General features: G+C 36.6%; 15 protein-coding genes. 10 read left to right on the forward strand and 5 right to left on the reverse strand.

Features of this window, described 5'->3' with window-relative positions; genetic code table 11:
* Positions 1-79 precede the first annotated feature (79 nt).
* A complete protein-coding gene (locus tag QSH13_RS01205) occupies positions 80-793 on the forward strand; it encodes a MarC family NAAT transporter (protein ID WP_109397257.1) in 714 nt (237 codons plus the stop codon).
* Here QSH13_RS01205 and QSH13_RS01210 read toward each other — a convergent pair.
* Positions 790-1,461: a transglycosylase SLT domain-containing protein gene (locus QSH13_RS01210; protein WP_109406369.1), complete on the reverse strand. Its 672-nt coding sequence runs from the start codon at positions 1,459-1,461 to the stop codon at positions 790-792. The two genes, QSH13_RS01205 and QSH13_RS01210, sit on opposite strands and share 4 nt — an antisense overlap.
* A 636-nt stretch (positions 1,462-2,097) precedes the next feature.
* On the opposite strand from QSH13_RS01210, the gene QSH13_RS01215 reads away from it, so the two are divergent.
* The 5 genes from QSH13_RS01215 (at position 2,098) to QSH13_RS01235 (ending at position 6,634) form a co-directional block, all read left to right on the forward strand.
* The gene (locus QSH13_RS01215; RefSeq protein ID WP_228407306.1) at positions 2,098-2,955 is read left to right on the forward strand and encodes a metal ABC transporter substrate-binding protein; all 858 of its coding nucleotides are present in this window, start codon (positions 2,098-2,100) and stop codon (positions 2,953-2,955) included.
* Positions 2,952-3,839 (forward strand): manganese/iron ABC transporter ATP-binding protein, encoded by an 888-nt coding sequence (locus tag QSH13_RS01220; protein WP_109397254.1) that lies wholly within the window; start codon positions 2,952-2,954, stop codon positions 3,837-3,839. Before QSH13_RS01215 ends, QSH13_RS01220 begins: the two co-directional genes overlap by 4 nt.
* Positions 3,840-3,841: 2 nt before the next feature.
* A complete protein-coding gene (locus QSH13_RS01225; protein ID WP_109397253.1) occupies positions 3,842-4,753 on the forward strand; it encodes a metal ABC transporter permease in 912 nt (303 codons plus the stop codon).
* On the forward strand, positions 4,750-5,607 hold the full coding sequence (locus QSH13_RS01230) for a metal ABC transporter permease (protein ID WP_109397252.1): 858 nt from the start codon (positions 4,750-4,752) through the stop codon (positions 5,605-5,607). The genes QSH13_RS01225 and QSH13_RS01230 overlap by 4 nt, the downstream gene beginning before the upstream one ends.
* 154 nt (positions 5,608-5,761) lie before the next feature.
* On the forward strand, positions 5,762-6,634 hold the full coding sequence (locus tag QSH13_RS01235) for a fructosamine kinase family protein (RefSeq protein WP_109397251.1): 873 nt from the start codon (positions 5,762-5,764) through the stop codon (positions 6,632-6,634).
* Positions 6,635-6,770: 136 nt separating this feature from the next.
* Here QSH13_RS01235 and QSH13_RS01240 read toward each other — a convergent pair whose 3' ends face one another.
* Positions 6,771-7,310 carry a YniB family protein gene (locus tag QSH13_RS01240; protein WP_109397250.1) on the reverse strand — a complete coding sequence of 180 codons (540 nt, stop codon included), beginning with the start codon at positions 7,308-7,310 and terminating at the stop codon, positions 6,771-6,773.
* Positions 7,311-7,509: 199 nt separating this feature from the next.
* On the opposite strand from QSH13_RS01240, the gene hxpB reads away from it, so the two are divergent.
* The 4 genes from hxpB (at position 7,510) to QSH13_RS01260 (ending at position 11,689) form a co-directional block, all read left to right on the forward strand.
* A complete protein-coding gene (gene hxpB / locus QSH13_RS01245) occupies positions 7,510-8,178 on the forward strand; it encodes a hexitol phosphatase HxpB (RefSeq protein WP_072062592.1) in 669 nt (222 codons plus the stop codon).
* 310 nt (positions 8,179-8,488) lie between these two features.
* Entirely contained in the window at positions 8,489-9,055 is a 567-nt protein-coding gene (locus tag QSH13_RS01250; RefSeq protein ID WP_109397249.1) for a metal-dependent hydrolase, read from the forward strand.
* Between the two features lie 243 nt (positions 9,056-9,298).
* The gene (locus tag QSH13_RS01255) at positions 9,299-10,690 is read left to right on the forward strand and encodes an L-cystine transporter (protein WP_286038704.1); all 1,392 of its coding nucleotides are present in this window, start codon (positions 9,299-9,301) and stop codon (positions 10,688-10,690) included.
* Between the two features lie 135 nt (positions 10,691-10,825).
* A complete protein-coding gene (locus tag QSH13_RS01260; protein WP_286038705.1) occupies positions 10,826-11,689 on the forward strand; it encodes a hypothetical protein in 864 nt (287 codons plus the stop codon).
* Between the two features lie 85 nt (positions 11,690-11,774).
* Here the strand turns inward: QSH13_RS01260 and htpX are convergent, their stop codons facing one another.
* The 3 genes from htpX to prc form a co-directional block, all read right to left on the reverse strand.
* Positions 11,775-12,653 (reverse strand): protease HtpX, encoded by an 879-nt coding sequence (htpX, locus tag QSH13_RS01265; RefSeq protein WP_109397248.1) that lies wholly within the window; start codon positions 12,651-12,653, stop codon positions 11,775-11,777.
* A 424-nt stretch (positions 12,654-13,077) separates the two neighbouring features.
* A complete protein-coding gene (locus QSH13_RS01270) occupies positions 13,078-14,430 on the reverse strand; it encodes an OprD family outer membrane porin (RefSeq protein ID WP_249716814.1) in 1,353 nt (450 codons plus the stop codon).
* A gap of 903 nt (positions 14,431-15,333) precedes the next feature.
* Positions 15,334-17,394: a carboxy terminal-processing peptidase gene (gene prc, locus QSH13_RS01275; protein WP_185900837.1), complete on the reverse strand. Its 2,061-nt coding sequence runs from the start codon at positions 17,392-17,394 to the stop codon at positions 15,334-15,336.
* Positions 17,395-17,409: the final 15 nt, after the last annotated feature.

Consider the following 17,409-nt stretch of genomic DNA (forward strand, 5'->3'; position numbering starts at 1 on the left):
TGAAAATGACTTTTTATCTCGTTTAATTTGTTATCATAATTACTCCTTAATTACCTGTTATCGGGAGCCGTTATATTCCATGCATTCTGTTTACCAGTTTTTTCAGGCTATCGGTCTTGGTCTTATTTTGCTTTTACCTTTAACCAATCCATTAACGACTGTTGCTCTTTGGCTTGGCCTTTCAGGCAATATGACCAAAGAACAACGTAATCAACAATCCTTAATGGCGTGTGTGTATATTTTCCTCATTATGACCATCGCGTTCTATGCGGGACGGATCATAATGACAACCTTTGGTATTTCTATCCCCGGTCTTCGTATTGCAGGTGGAATGATAGTTGCCTTTATTGGCTTTAGCATGTTGTTTCCAAACACACCTAATGTCGATGATCCTATTTCAGACGATAACAACCCACACCATAATCCCAAAGAGCCTAATATTGCTTTTGTTCCTTTAGCAATGCCAAGTACAGCAGGCCCCGGGACGATCGCAATGATAATCAGTACAGCCGCTTCAATCCCCTCACGCACTGATATCGCACAATGGGTATTGTATGTTGCTCCTGTAACAAGTTTCTTTTTAATTAGCGTTATTGTTTGGGTTTCACTTCGCGGTTCTACCCGCATTATGAAATATTTAGGCCACAGTGGTATTGATGCTATTTCTCGCGTAATGGGATTTTTATTAATCTGTATGGGCGTTCAATTTATGATCAATGGCGTTCTTGAAATTATTGCTGATTTGCCTGCTTTATTAAAACAGGCTCAAGCAGCCGCTAATTTGCCTGATTAATTATCTGCTGCGTGGTAAGCAGCTCTCACTTTTGCCAAATAACGTGGCGCTTGAGAAGCCGGATGATTTTTTTCGACATAACGATAAAAATCATCCGCACTCATTGAATTAATTTTAGCAATAGCATTATCTCTATTTTTATCAAATGTTCTTAAAAGAGCGCCAGCGCCATTCACATAAGCAAGAATAGTCGCGTAATAAAGAGTTTCAGGATCGGCAATACCCACAAGGTGGCGCTCTCTTAATAATTGAATATAAGCTGTGCCCAAATCAATATTAATGGCAGGATCTTTTAGTTGAGCCGTCGTTGGCTGTCCTGCCTTACCTCTATTTTGGTAGACATCTCTTCCCGCAGTTGACGCTTTAATTTGCATTAATCCAACTGCATTTGATTTACTAATAACTTCAGGTCTAAAGTTTGATTCAACTTGGATAATCGCTTTAATTAATGTTTCATCAACATCGTAACGGCTTGATGCTTGCTGTATATGGGTATCAAAAGGTGTTGATTTCCATTGTGCCGTTGAAATTGAAGCATTATTAATTCGATTCTCTACTGGTTTTTGACTTAAGAAGCGCGATGTTTCTTTTTGAACAGGTTGACGAGCATTATCAGCACAACCAGCAAGAAGCAAAATTGCCAAAGAAAAGATGATTTTTACTTTCACGTTTTATCCTTCTGCATACAGGGTTGTACAAAGACATATTTATACATCAATAAGTTATAGATGGTTATTCTATTTTCACTCAAAAATGCATGCTAAAATATGGCAAAACGTGAAAAATAAATCAATCTATTACTACTTCTAGTGTGTGTTTTATCTCAAATCTATCCCATTCACTATGATTGCCCCCCCCAAATGTATTAATCAGAATAGAATCTGCCATAACAAGTTTATATCGTGTTATTACTTATTTTTGAATAAATGGTATGCATTAGTGCAATGTAAAAAAGAGATTGAGAGATCGCGATAAAATCGTAGCGGCATAACCGACGTTGAATTAATAAGGGAGAAAGTGCATTTTTATGCGTAATAAAAATCATCTCTTACACAAATAGTTACGAACTATTGTTAATTTTTGTGACAAAACTCGACAATCTACTTAACATTTATTGGAATACATGTTGTTATCTTATTTATGGCAGTTATCAAATGAAGCTTTTACACAGAGATAACTTGACTTTTTTGAAATGATATTGATAATCATTATCAGTTAAGAAAACAACTCTGCAACTATAAGGCAATAATAATATGGATATATTTCGCTCTGCAAACAAACTTTCACTTACAGCTTTATGCCTTATGGCATCTGTATTTTTAACAGCACCTACACAAGCAAAAGATAAACTAAAAGTCGTCACTACGTTTACTATTATTCAAGATATCGCTCAAAATGTAGCTGGAGATGCTGCAATTGTTGAATCAATCACAAAACCCGGTGCTGAAATTCACGATTATCAACCTACACCTAAAGATATTGTAAAAGCTCAAAAAGCTGATCTTATATTATGGAATGGCTTAAACCTTGAACGTTGGTTTGAACGCTTTTTTAATGAATTGCGTAACGTACCCGCTGTTGTTGTCACTGAAGGCATCACACCAATGCCAATTAGTGAAGGTGCTTACAAAAACAACCCTAACCCACATGCATGGATGTCACCGAATAATGCATTAATTTATATTGAAAATATTCGCAAGGCACTTGTTGAACATGATCCAGATAATGCCGCTATTTATAATCAAAATGCAGCACGCTACGCAGAAAAAATTAAACAACTTGATGCCCCATTAAGAGAAAGATTATCTCGTATCCCACAAGAAGAGCGTTGGTTAGTGACCAGTGAAGGTGCATTCAGCTATTTAACTCATGACTATGGGTTTAAAGAAGTTTATCTATGGCCAATTAATGCAGAAGAGCAAGGTACACCGCAACAGGTTAAATATGTGATTGATACCGTTAGAGAACATAAGATCCCTGTTGTCTTTAGTGAAAGTACCATTTCAGATAAACCCGCTAAACAAGTCAGCAAAGAAACTGGCGCAAAATACGGTGGTGTTCTTTATGTTGACTCACTTTCTACCGAAGGTGGCGAAGTTCCTACTTATATTGATTTAATTACGATTACAGTAGATACAATTGCGAAAGGATTTGGGCAATGAGCAATATAAAAGCGAATCCTACATTGACCGTTGATAATGCTACAGTTACTTACAATAACGGTCATACGGCTATTTTCGATGCAAGTTTCTCTATCACTGGTGGCACTATTTGTGCCCTAGTGGGGATCAATGGCAGTGGCAAATCCACACTATTTAAGACCATTATGGGGCTTGTAAAACCCTCTAAAGGTAAAGTTACATTAAACGACAACCCTATCCAATTGGCGTTAAAACAAAATATGATCGCCTATGTTCCACAAACAGAAGAGGTTGACTGGAACTTTCCCGTTCTCGTTTCTGATGTGGTGATGATGGGGCGTTATGGAAAAATGGGCTTTTTTCGTATTCCTTCAAAACGCGATCATGAAGTAGTTGAAGCATCATTAGAACGCGTTGGCTTATCAGGTTTAGGACACCGCCAAATTGGTGAGCTATCTGGTGGTCAGAAAAAACGTGTTTTCTTAGCACGAGCAATGGCTCAAGAAGGTACTGTTTTATTACTTGATGAACCTTTTACAGGTGTCGATGTTAAAACAGAAAATGCCATTATTGAACTTTTACGCAATTTACGTGAAGAAGGCCATTTAGTTTTAGTTTCAACGCATAACTTAGGAAGTGTACCTGAATTTTGTGACCACGTTATTTTAATCAATAGAACAGTGTTAGACAGTGGTCCAACCGAAACAACATTTACACAAAAGAATTTAGAACACGCATTTGGTGGCGTGTTACGTCACATAAGCTTATCAGGTTCTGATCTCCATGATGATGACGATCCACGTTCACTCACTGTTATTACTGATGATGAACGTGCCGCCGTCTTCTATGGTCATCAAAAAGAACACACTCCAGCGCACCAAAGCCAGCGCAAACAAGGAGAGTAGCAATGCTAGATTTACTCCTACAACCTTTTGAATATAACTATATGGTGAAAGCAATTTGGGTCAGTGCCTTAGTCGGTGCTGTCTGCGCTTTTCTTTCATCCTATCTTATTTTAAAAGGCTGGTCGTTAATGGGAGATGCCCTTTCCCACTCAGTTGTTCCCGGTGTTGCTGGGGCTTATATATTAGGTTTACCTTATGCAGTCGGTGCTTTTTTTACGGGTTTGCTCGCTGCATTATCAATGACATTTATTCGTCATATCACACGCCTTCGTGAAGATGCTGTGATTGGTTTTATTTTTTCCACCTTTTTTGCCTTTGGCCTGTTGCTGGTTTCTCTTAAACCAACAGCCGTCAACGTTCAAACCATCATTCTGGGAAATATTTTAGGTATTGCTGATGAAGATGTATGGCAAGTAGTTATTATTACTGCTGTTTCTTTCTTAGTCTTATTTTGTATTTGGAAAGACTTGCTGGTGGTTTTCTTTGATGAAGTTCACGCAAAATCAATCGGCTTATCACCACTAAAATTAAAAATTATCTTCTTTACTCTTTTGAGCGCATGTACTGTTGCGGCTCTTCAAACTGTTGGGGCCATTCTTGTCATTGCAATGGTAGTGACCCCTGGCGCAACTGCCTATTTACTGACAGACCAATTTAAACGACTGGCAATTATCGCTATCTGTATCGGCACAATCACAAGTGCTGTAGGCGCTTATCTTAGCTACTTCTTTAATGGTGCAACGGGTGGCGTAATTGTCACAATGCAAACATCACTCTTTCTGTTGGCTTTCTTATTTGCCCCTAAACACGGTATGTTAGCCGCTCGTCGCCGTGCTCGTTACAGTTCACAGCAGTTGATCACGCAATCTCATCAGCATAAAGGATCAACAAAATCAGAAGAGGTGAAACTATGAATGAGTTGATGGAATTTTTCATTGAGCCTTTTCAATATCCGTTTATGCAACGCGCTATTGTTGCAGCCATTATTATAGGTATCGCCTGTGCTATTTTATCTTGTTATATGGTATTAAAAGGGTGGTCTTTAATGGGAGATGCAATCTCTCACGCCGTTTTACCTGGCGTTGTTCTTGCTTATGTCACCGCAATCCCGTTAACGGTAGGCGCCTTTCTTTCTGGACTATTTTGTTCTTTTGCCACAGGTTATTTAAAAGATCACAGTCGCATTAAAGAAGATACCGTGATGGGGATTGTATTCTCAGGTATGTTTGCGGTGGGTTTGGTTATTTTTGCCAGTGTCGATACAGATCAACATTTAATGCATATTTTATTTGGTAATATTTTAGGTATTACTCCTGATGTATTAACTCAAATTAGTATTATCTGTGTCATCACCATCACGATTATGCTTATTAAGCAAAAAGATTTTATGCTTTATTGCTTCGACCCTAACCAAGCCAGAATTGTTGGTTTACCCGTCACATTATTGCACTATGGCTTACTGTCTATTTTGGCATTAACCATTGTTGCCTCAATGCAGGCTGTTGGGATTATTTTAGTTGTTGCCATGCTTATTTCACCGGGGATAACTGCATATTTATTAACACGCAGTTTTTCACGCATGATTATGTTAGCAATTGTATTTTCTGTCGTATCTAGCGTTATAGGAACATTTATTAGTTTCCATATTGATGGAGCAACAGGCCCATGTATTGTGCTAACGCAAGCGGTGTTCTTTATTATTGCGCTACTCTGTAATCAGATTAAATTGGCAAAAATAAAGCGACAAACAAAACCCGCTAACGCCTGATAATATTCTTTATCTTAGCAAAAACGGGATAATCATCCCGTTTTTTAGTTTTATACTTTATTGATTTAATGAAAGTGTTATTGTCATAGTATAAACATCGCTCGTTATTATTTTATTTGGGTCTACTAAGTAAACAACTTTGCGAGGTGTAAGTATGTGGCAGAATATAGGTCGTTTACTGGAATCAAACTTAGGATTTTCAGCAAAGATAAACGAAAAAATTCACCTTTCTAGCGGTGATATTCATCATACATGGAAAATTTATTATGGTGATACGCCTATTTTTGTGAAATCTAACTTGCGCGAATTTCTGCCTAATTTTAAAAATGAGGCAGAACAACTCGAAATGTTAGCAAAAAGCCAAACAATTCGAACTCCTCGAATTCTTGGTATCGGTAATAGTAAAGATGCCAGCTTTCTACTCCTTGAATTTTTGCCTGTTCAACCATTTACACCTCATAGCGCCTACTGTTTTGGACAACAATTAGCAAGACTACATCAGTGGGAAGAACAACCTAGTTATGGCTTTGATTTCGATACCCAAATCGATACAACACCTCAACTCAATAGCTGGGAAAAACGCTGGAATCACTTTTATTCTGAAAAACGTATTGGTTTTCAGCTACAACTAGCTTCTGAAAAGGGTATGGTTTTTGGAGATATCGACGAGATCACTCAAATTATCACTCATCGCCTCGCTGATCATAATCCACAACCCTCTTTGCTTCACGGCAATCTATGGCCTAAAAACTGTGCTGCGATTGGTCAATCAGAAGGTACCGTGTTTGATCCTGCTTGTTATTGGGGGGATCGAGAGTGTGATATCGCGATGTTACCGCTTTGCACTGCAGTACCTGCAAATATTTTCGATGGCTATCAAAGTGTTTGGCCACTATCAGATAAGTTTTTATCTCGTCAACCGATTTACCAACTCTATTTCTTCCTTAACCGTTGTAATTTATTTGGGGGTGAAGAAAATTATTTAGAAGTCAGAAAAATCATTGATGATCTATTAGCAACCCCTTAATAGGAATAAAGCGAAATAGTATAGAGATAATAAAAAACTTAAAAATATAACCTCGCCAGATTCAGTGATGCGAGGTTTATTTTTCCTTTCAGTTAATATAAATAAGTAAACACTCCTCGTTCACTTTAAAGCAGTGTTACCACCCTAAAAATTTCATTAAGAAATAGCCTATTGCAATGACAATCAGAGGTGATAAATAAAGCACCATAATTTGAGTAAAGATAGTATGTCGCGGTAATTTGATATTTTGTTGCAATTCTTCAGCCGTTACACCACTTTTCATTGCTCGTTCGATAATAAGCTGATCTTGTATATTTTCTTTCAAATATTTCACTTGACGATAAATTCGTAATCCTGATGCGCTGAATGCTAAGCCTATAAACATAAAAAGAAAGATAACAAAAAAAGTGATATTTTCTTGGCTAAATCCCATTTGTGTATTGGGAATAGGTGAATTTCGCCAGAAAAAATCTAAAAAAGGTGTGTTAAATTGCACCATTTCCGCTAATACACGAAAAAAATCATTAATTACGGCATTTACACCATCACCACTTGGACGTTGAATTGCAGCCAATCCTATCAATGATACAGCTGTCGAAATAAAGGCAGGAATAAAAATAAGCCAGCCAAGTACACGCTTTAAAATGGCATATAATCCTGCATATTGATAACTCATCACATCCTCACTAGTTGAATTCGTCAATATTTATCTGTTTATCGTAGTCTAATTAACGGCGAATACGACAATAAATTAATAGTAGCTATTCTCTCTATTTATTTTACAAAATAAATAAGAAACTGATTAAAAAGATTTTCCCTGTAACTCTTGCTACAATCGCCACTCGACAACATAGACCTTATTTATGGAGAGTAACATGTCTTTTAAATTCCCTATTGAAGCTGCAATATTTGATATGGATGGTTTATTAATCGACTCTGAACCATTTTGGCAGCAAGCAGAACATGAGGTCTTTGCTGAATTAGGCGTCGATTTATCTCTAGCATCGGCAATGCCCGATATGGTTGGATTAAGAATAAACGAAGTTATTGATTTATGGTATAGAGCATCACCTTGGCAAGGCGTTTCAAAACAAGAAGCAAAACAAAAAATGGTTTCTCGTGTTGTCAAATTAGTTGAAGAAACAAAGCCTCTATTACCAGGTGTTGAACATGCCTTAGAGCTTTGCAAATCATCAGGGTTAAAAATTGCACTAGCATCAGCATCTCCTGATTTTATGCTTGAGCGTGTCCTTGAATTGTTTAATATTCGTCATTACTTCTCAGCTGTTGTGTCTGCAGATGAACTACCACACAGTAAACCACACCCTGAAGTTTATCTAAATGCAGCTAAAGCGCTTAATCTTGACCCTATCCACTGTGTTTCATTAGAAGATTCTCGCAATGGTATGATTGCTTGTAAAGGCGCAAGAATGCGATCTATCGTTGTCCCTGCAATAGAACAATTTAATGATAAACAATGGGGATTAGCTGATGTAAAAATTGCGTCACTCAATGAACTAACTCAACTACATTTATTAGGCTAATTTCCATAAATAAAAAGGATATCCTACTGTGTAAGATATCCTTTTTGTTCGGTTTTTAATGAGCATAACCCCACCGACCTCTTTTCTATTTTTAAGTATTCCTCTTGTATATTCCTTTTATTTCCTCTCGCCGTGATCTTACTTTTTGGTTTCTTATCCTAAATTCGATCATTTTTAAATCAATCAAATAAAATATTCCTGTTATTCCTTAATATTTAAGACAATTTTTATCTTTTTTGTCTGTTAGTTATCATCAAAACCTTTTATACTTTATTACTGTATAAATGAACAGCAAATAAACAGACATGGAATGACAGCAGAAGGACATCTACTTTTTTCTGTAGCAACACTTGTATTAGCGCAGAAACTTGAAATAACGCCAGCTCTTGCTCATGGTGATTGGTTTCACATGATCCCTGCTGTCTTATTAGGCTCACTCCTACCTGACTTAGACCACCCTGGCTCTATTCTCGGGCGGTTATTCCGTATTATCTCTCTGCCTCTATCAAAACTCTGTGGTCATAGAGGTTTTACGCATAGTCTACTTGCGTTTTGTGGTTTAGCTATTTTATGGGAAACCCAAGTTTCACCACGGTGGGATATTTCTGCCGATATCTTTCATGCCCTTTTGTTAGGTTATCTTAGTCACCTTATTGCAGATATGTTAACTCCCGCTGGCGTTCCTTTCCTATGGCCTTTAAAAATGCGTTTTGCATTACCTATTTTAGGCAAAAAGAATAATAAAAAAGGTGAAAGATTTATCTCTGTTTTGATCCTTGTTGGCGCACTTTTTTTACCCCCACACCTTACCCTTACGCTACCTTTACAAGTTAACGACTGGCTACAGATGTACCACAACAAACGTACTAATTTTTAACACACTCAGACAAAACTCTACTCTTCTCTATTTATTTATAAATTCTTACTTCTTTTTATGCCAACTTTCCTTGTTTTTATAACCAAATGATTATATAAAATAATAATTAATTATAAAAAGTTATTAACAATTCTGTTACCCTATATCGAATTGGTGCTGTTATATCCTTTCTTATTGCCTAAGAACTCATATCGCATACAATCGTCGAAATGATATAAATAAAGATCTCGTTGGAGAGTTAAGATGAATTTTCCGTTAATCATTAACGTACTCGTCTTTGTTGTGCTATTACTCATCTTGGCTAAATTAAGTCAACGTCAGTGGAGCCTTTCAAAGAAAGTTCTTGTTGGTTTAGTTTTTGGTGTTGCTTTTGGACTAGCATTACACGCATTCTATGACTCACACGATCCTATTATTAAAGAATCTATTCTTTGGTTTAATATCGTGGGTAATGGCTATGTACAACTGTTACAAATGATTATTATGCCATTAGTATTTGCCTCTATTCTTAGTGCTGTAGCTCGTTTGCATCAAGCTTCATCCCTAGGAAAAATTAGTGGTCTCACTATTGGCACACTATTATTCACCACTGCCATTTCTGCCTTAATAGGTATTGTTATTGCTAATTTATTTGGCTTAACAGCAGAAGGCCTAGTACAAGGTGAACAAGAAGCACAGCGCTTAATTGCACTTGAACAAAATTACATGGGCAAAGTTTCTGATTTAACGATGCCACAACTTATTTTGTCATTTATTCCTAAAAATCCATTTGCTGATTTAACAGGTGCAAGCTCAACATCAATTATTAGCGTAGTAATTTTTGCTACTTTCTTAGGTATGGCTGCACTGAAGCTACTTAAAGAAGACCAACCCCGAGGCGAGAAAGTTTTAGTTGCGATTGATTGCTTGCAATCATGGATCATGAAACTGGTTCGCATCGTTATGATGTTAACGCCTTATGGTGTAATGGCTCTGATGACTAAGGTTGTTGCAAGCTCAAATATGCACGACATTATTCAATTAGGAAGCTTTGTTGTCGCCTCTTATGTTGCTATTGGCTTAATGTTTGTGGTTCATGGATTACTGGTCAGCTTTACGGGGTTAAATCCTATTAAATTCTTCAAAAAAGCGGGACCTTTATTAGCATTTGCATTTACAAGTCGTTCAAGCGCTGCAAGTATTCCGTTAAATATTGAAACACAAATTAAGCGTGTGGGTGTACCAGAATCTATCGCAAGCTTCTCATCATCTTTTGGTACAACGATTGGTCAAAATGGTTGTGCGGGTATTTACCCTGCGATGTTAGCCGTTATGGTTGCACCTACAGTGGGTATTAACCCATTAGATCCAATGTGGATTGCAACTTTAGTTGCTATCGTGACTATTAGCTCGGCCGGTGTTGCTGGTGTTGGTGGCGGTGCAACATTTGCAGCCCTTATCGTTTTACCTGCAATGGGCTTACCCGTAACATTAGTTGCTCTGTTAATCTCAGTAGAGCCATTAATTGATATGGGACGTACGGCATTAAACGTGAGTGGCTCAATGACAGCGGGTACGATCACCAGCCAAATTATGGGACAAACGGACAAAGCTGTATTCAATCAAGATGAAGAAACTGAACTTACAGTAAAATAAACTTTATCTACGTCTATTGATAAAGCCAGTTCAATTTGAGCTGGCTTTTTTTTGTATCTATATTAAGTTACCTATTTTCTATTTATGTTATCCCCAAAATTAATTAAAACCCTATAAAACTAACAAGGTAAAACCGTGCAAAAAATTATGCGAGTTTTGCGTAAACTCTATAAATATGAAAACAGTCAATATGATCCAGAACGGCAAGTGTCACTATATCATCTTGATATTCTTTCAGAAAAAGAACGGGGCTTGTTATCCGAAGTCAATTGGCAACCTAATGTTATTGAAAAATTTGCTGATCACTCTGATGTTATTTCGAAATTAAATAGCTTAAAAAACAATCCATTACTCACACAAAAGCGTTGCTTAGATGCATTTATTGCTGGTATTGGAGGCAGTTATCTTAGAGGTCGATCTGTTTTAGGTGCTTTTCATAAATTACAAAATTTGCCATTACATAATTATAAAGAAAAGCCTCAATATGCCTGTTGTTGGATTTGTAGTGATGGGGATCAGCAAAAACATATTAATGACAGCTATTTTCAATATTGCCTCTATTACGGTAATTCTTATACAAGCAATCCCACTTATGCTTACTTGAATTTAAAACATCTACTGACTGTTGCACCTGTCAGTCCAACCCCCGCAGATAAAGAGAGCTTTAAGCAACTACTCCACTTATTACGCCATGCTCCTGAAGATGAAACTCCAGGTAAATTTGAAAAACGATTAAATGAGGCTAAGTTAATTTCAGGTGATAGATATACCAAACGCGGTATTTTACATTCACTTGCCTTAGTGGGTGTTATTCCTAATGCCTATATTCCATTATCTTTAGATCATTGGGCTAATTTCGGCGATATTACCATTGCAGAAAATCAACTTAATAACACCAAAGGTCGCTCTGATATGGAAATGCCATGGGCAGGCTGGAAAGGCAATCTTAAAATTGATGAGGAAAAAGTGGCAATATACTTTGGCGAATATTTAGATTAAACACCCTATTCTTCATACATAGAAAGCGCTCAATACTTTCATATTGAGTGCTTTTATTTGAGTATTCGCGATTAGACTCTCAACTTTATTTCAGATACTCACCATTGCGCAGTGCTTCAATACGCTTATCTAATGGCGGGTGAGATAAAAATAACTCGCTGAATGACTTATTACGACCATTAATACAAAAAGCCATCATGCTACTTTCTTCTTGTGGCTCATAACTCGTTTTCAAACGTTGTAATGCAGCTATCATTTTCTCTCGACCAACAAGCTTTGCAGAACCTGCATCCGCATGGAATTCACGATAACGTGAAAACCACATTGTTATAATGCTGGCAAGAATACCGAATAAAATTTCCAGAACCATTGAGACCCCCATATAGACCCATGGGTTTCCATTACTATTTTCACTCTCTTCATCATTAGAGACAAAATTAGCAACAAATTGAGCGATGATACGAGAAATAAAGATAACAAAGGTATTCACAACACCTTGCAGTAAAGTCATGGTTACCATATCACCATTAGCAACATGGCTAATCTCATGGGCAATAACTGCTTCTGCTTCATCACGGCTCATACTCGCTAACAAACCAGTACTTACAGCCACCAGCGAAGCATCACGACGAGCACCTGTTGCAAACGCATTAATATCAGGCGCATCATAAATTGCGACTTGTGGCATTTTAATACCGACTTGTTCAGACTGGCGTCTTACCGTATCTAATAACCAACGCTCTACTTCTGAAGTTGGGTTTTCAATAACTTGGCCACCCACTGAGCGTAATGCCATCCATTTGGACATTAATAGTGAAATAAATGCACCACCAAAGCCAAATAAGCCCGCCATGATCATCAAGCCTTGAACACTACGACCTTGAATGCCTGTTAAAGATAAGATGATCCCAAAAACAAACATGACGGCTAAGTTTGTTAACAGGAATAAAGCAATTCTCATCATATTGATACTGTTCCTATTTTATCTAATTATCACATTGCTAAAACTGTCTTATAAATAAGGCTTTTTTAGATTTTATCAAGCCTTTTAACTTATTTAATATTAAAAACGATATAACTTTACATTTTGATAGAAAATAGTTAGTCAACGCCTAATATTAGGTATCATTTAGAACTTAAGTATAAAGTAAGATTGATAATAGATGATATGAATTTTCTATTTTTTCAAACGGAAGGAAATTATTTAGGAAAGACTGGTATCGTTTAATATTGCAACAACAAGTTTATCATAAAAAGCACCGTAACATGTAGACACCACCATCTACCATGCTCGATAGAGCAACTATCTCTAGTTTTATGCACGACTCACAACATATGTAAGCCGTGCATTTTATACCAGCAATAATGGACTCAATTACCGCTATAAATTACATCTTGAAGCGATATGTTGTTGTCATCGAGCCAGATAATGAATGAGCTCGTTGTGAGTGACCATCATAAAGTTTTGGTGTGGTATAGTCGTTTTCTTGCTGGTGGTGCCAGCCGATACCACCGCTTAAAGAGACAGAAAGATTTGCGGTTGGTTTCCAGTAGCTAAATAAACCAAACTGTCCTTGTTTTAATCTTTCACCAGAATAGCTGAATTCACTATAGTTGGTACGCGCACCAACAGACAGTTCTTTACTAACTTTGTATTCAGCTTCCAATGCTCCCATGACCTCACCATCACGAACATAGTCGATATCTGCGTAAGCTGGTGAGTTAAAGCGCCCACGGGTATTACCAATTGGGTTACGAGCAAATTGCCCAACACCATTGGCTTTTTCAGCATCGGTATACGTCACACCTGTGCGTATTGTCCATGGTGACTCTGGAATACGCCATTCCAGGGTACCTGCAACGTGCCATGCGTCATGATCAAAGTTACGCTTACCCTTATTGGCATCACTTAACGTACGTTTGCCATCACTACCATAATCATGATAATAAACAACACCACCCACAGTCACATCTGAAGTTAATTTATATTTTGCTTCTAAGCCATGCTGACGAAATACATCATCCGCTTGACCATAGAAATAAAATACTTTTAACGGTTTAGTGTTGTAGTTAATACCGCCGGTAAGAACATGATCGATATTATGTCTAACGCCATTACCATCGCTGAAATACATTCTGTCGATATTTGGGCTATCACGACGCATCACTTTACCGTCAAGGAACAATAAATCTAAGCTCCAATCACCCATCGCTGTATTAGTTGCATAACCATTATAACTGTTTAATGATAAGCGCTGTGAGTTCGTAAAAATACCGGTATTTTTTAATGTAAACCAACCTGCCTTACCATTAATTAACACAGGATCTAAATCAAATTTCACTTTTGCGAAACGTTGACCAATTTTGTTATAGCCTTTTGCTTCACCATCATCATTGTATAAAATTGCACGAGAAGCGAAGTCTTTACTTGCGCCTAATTTGATACCACCATAATAAGAAACATCAAACCCTAGAATGCCACCTAAATAACCTGATTTGAAATCAGCTTGGAAGTTTTGCCCCCAAGCATTAGCAACTTGCTTTCTGTAACGTTGCTCTTCTTTATCAAAACGGTTTTCAGTTTTCAAATACTTCCACATATTAATTGTAGAAAGCTCAAGTTCTGAATCTGAAATAAATGCACTTTCTTTAATTGAATTTTCCCAATTCGCAGCATTAGCAGCGCTTACAGCTAAGAAACAAGGAGACAGCATAAACAATACTAATTTTGTTACTTTCATCTTAATGCAACCTGGTTAATAAATATTTAAATTATGCTGATTTATACTCAGCAAGTTTAATAAAGTACCCTTTCTTTATTTAGCTAAAAAATAACCTTTGATTAAATTTATAGTTGCACTAACTTCAAGCAACAGAGTCATTTTTTGGCGCAAAAAATCGAATATGAATATCTCATCATATTTATATTTACTTATTTTTCGTAATAAAATCCGATAAGCAAATTATAAATTATTTGCCTTTAACCATTATCCCTTACGTAGAGAACCCTAATCTAAAAATATAATATTTTAGCTATGATTATTTTTCTAAAAATACATTTGGGACCCATAGAGTAAAAATGATTCATTATTTAGGTAATGATTTTAGCTAATCTGTCAATATTCCAAAATTACGCAAGAATTTCATGAACTGTATACTATAGTAATCTTATGTCAATTTAAGAGATCGTTGTCACAATATGTTACATTTATTACAATTCACATGCCATTAAAAGAGATCTTAATCACAATTAGCAACTGCTTTATCTTTTTATTCAACTTATCAAATAAAAAACTCACTTCGTATCTAAAAATTAGACAAATATTCTCTTTTATAGCTAACAAAACTTACTCAAGATATATTTCGAATTAAAAACAAAGTAACATAAGTTAAATTCAAATATCCTTATTATTAATAAAAATTTATATTACTGGTAACTTAATATAGCGAATAACTAAAAATATGAATACTCCTATCCCAAAAGATACTATTGGTTTTCTTAAACAATTTTTAATAGAAAACCTAATAAATATTGATTGGCAATAATAATTTTATATTTTGATTCAGATAAATATAAAAAACCCCAATAATTGGTTATCCAACTATTGGGGTGACTTTAAGTACCTGTTGTTATAACTGATAACTTAATTTAATAATTTTTTAGGCTTAAGCACTTTTGAAAGATCAACTGCAATTTTAGCCGTCTCATCTAAATAAGGATCCGGACCTTCATAATCCTTAGGTAAATCATCGAGTGACTTCAATGCTGGTTTGCCTTCTAATTTAAAACGCTCATTAATACGATTTAATTTTATGGCTTCTAGCTCTTTGTTTTCTTTCTCTCTTTCAGCGAAGTTTAAAACAACAAATTTATCTTCACCTTTTGCTTTAGCATCGTTATAACGTTGAATATCAGCAAAGATGTATGAAAATTCTCTGTCATTTGCAATACGCTTAGTATGTTGTTCAGTTAATGGTACTAACGCCGCTTTCAATTTGTCTGAATATTCAGATAATTGATAGTTTGCTGGAGAGATACTATCCCAAGGCAACGCGTTATCTTCAAAACTCTCCCCCATTTCAGCACTATCAAAGCTTGGTAACAACAAATCAGGTGTTACACCTTTAAGCTGAGTACTACCACCATTAATTCGATAGAATTTTTGAATAGTGTATTGCACTGAACCTAAACCCGGCCAATCAGGGCTTAGCATTTGATCGTAAACTCGGGTTAATGGGCGATATTGTTGTACCGTTCCTTTACCGAACGTTTGCTCACCAACAATTAACGCTCGCCCGTAGTCTTGCATTGCGGCCGCAAAAATTTCAGAAGCAGAAGCACTAAAGCGATTTACGATAACAACTAGTGGCCCTTTATAATACACGACATCATCTTTATCAAAATCTTGTCGAACACGACCATTGTTATCTCTGACTTGCACAACGGGACCACTTGGAATAAATAATCCCGATAGTGAAATCGCCTCTGTTAAAGCACCACCACCATTACCGCGCAAATCAATGACTAAAGATGAAACATTATCTTTCGCCACTTTTTGTAACTGTGTTTTTACGTCATTGGTTAAACCCACATAGAAGCTTGGAATATCCAAAATGGCGACTTTATCACCGTTAATTACTTTTTCAGTTAACTTAACAGCTCTGTCTTCTAAACGGATTTGCTCTCTGACTAAAGTGATTGTTCTTGGTTTGGCACCTTTCTCATCAGAAATAACTTCTAATCTTACTTGACTACCTTTCGGCCCTTTAATCAAAGCAACGATATCATCAAGTCGCCAACCGACAACATCAACCATCGGTTTATTTTGTTGTCCTACTGCAATTATTTTATCACCAACTTTCAACTCTTTACTTTTTGCAGCTGGACCACCAGTTACCATAGAGTTGATCATAGGATAATCATCATCCATCTGTAATACAGCACCAATTCCTTCTAAGGATAGGCTCATTTCAGAATCAAAGGCTTCAGTATTTCTTGGTGATAGATAGCTTGTATGAGGGTCAATTTCGCGGGCGAATGCCGACATAATGATTTGGAAAACATCTTCACTTTGGCTTTGCGTTTGACGACGTAGCGCTGCTTTATAACGCTTAGTTAAAGTCTCTTTAACTTCGCTATCTGTTTTGTCAGATAATTTCAGTGTTAACCAATCATATTTTACTTTTTCATCCCAAAGTTTATCTAGCTCAGCTTGAGTTTGTGGCCATGGTGCTTTTGTTCTATCTAACTCAAACTTATCTTGGCCAGTTAAATCTATGGGTTTATCTAGGCGGTTTAAGGCGTATTGAAAACGTTCAAAACGCCTTTTTTGCGCTAAATTAAAGAGATCATAAAGGGGCTGAAGCTCACCTTTTTTCAGATATTCACCTACTTTGGTTTTTTCTTTATCAAATTGGGCAATATCTGATGCTAACAACACATTGTGGCTATAATCTAATAAATTAAGATAGCGATTAAAAATCTTTTCAGAAAAGTTCGCATCTAGCGAAAACTGACGGTAATGAGAGCGTTCAAAACGAGAGGTTACTCGCTCGCTCACAGTAGAATGCTGCGGCTCTTGCTTCAATTTAGGTAACTGATCAATAGTTACCATTGCTGGAGTGGCTGGTTTCTCAGCCATTACAACAGAAGTGCCTATTAACGTTAATCCGATTGCAAAAGCCACATTTAGAAGTTTGTTCATGCTCTGGTTGGCCTC

This window comes from Proteus faecis (assembly GCF_030286765.1).
Classification (GTDB): domain Bacteria; phylum Pseudomonadota; class Gammaproteobacteria; order Enterobacterales; family Enterobacteriaceae; genus Proteus; species Proteus faecis.